This window comes from Neisseria sp. P0001.S005 (assembly GCF_051963715.1).
The window spans coordinates 1-408 of record NZ_JBQCTZ010000671.1 but is presented as its reverse complement, the minus strand read 5'-3'; the positions used below and the strand labels follow the sequence as shown (position 1 = coordinate 408).

Genomic DNA, 408 nt, shown 5'->3' with positions numbered 1-408 from the left:
GCCGGCAAGTTCCTTCAAATTATTGCGTATGGTTTTGCGGCGTTGATGGAAAGCCAGTTTCACCAGTTTGGCAAAATGTTCAAAATCTTCCGCTTTACCGATGCGGTGTTTCACCGGAATCATGCGCACGACGGCCGAATCTACTTTCGGTGCAGGATCAAAGGACTCGGGCGGTACTTCAATCAACATTTCCATATCGAAGAAATATTGCAGCATCACGCCCAGACGGCCATAGTCGTTGGTTTTCGGCTGCGCCACCATGCGTTCGACCACTTCTTTTTGCAGCATAAAGTGCATATCGTTCACATCGTCTGCCACTTCGCTCAATCGGAACAAAAGCGGCGTGGAAATATTGTACGGCAGGTTGCCGACAATTTTTTTCTTGCCTTCAATGCTGTTGAAATCAAA

General features: G+C 47.5%; 1 protein-coding gene. It reads right to left on the bottom strand.

The window, feature by feature from the left end; genetic code table 11:
- Window positions 1–408: 16S rRNA (adenine(1518)-N(6)/adenine(1519)-N(6))-dimethyltransferase RsmA (rsmA, locus tag ACTHSP_RS22300; RefSeq protein ID WP_440347049.1), on the bottom strand; the 408-nt coding region annotated here is incomplete at both ends.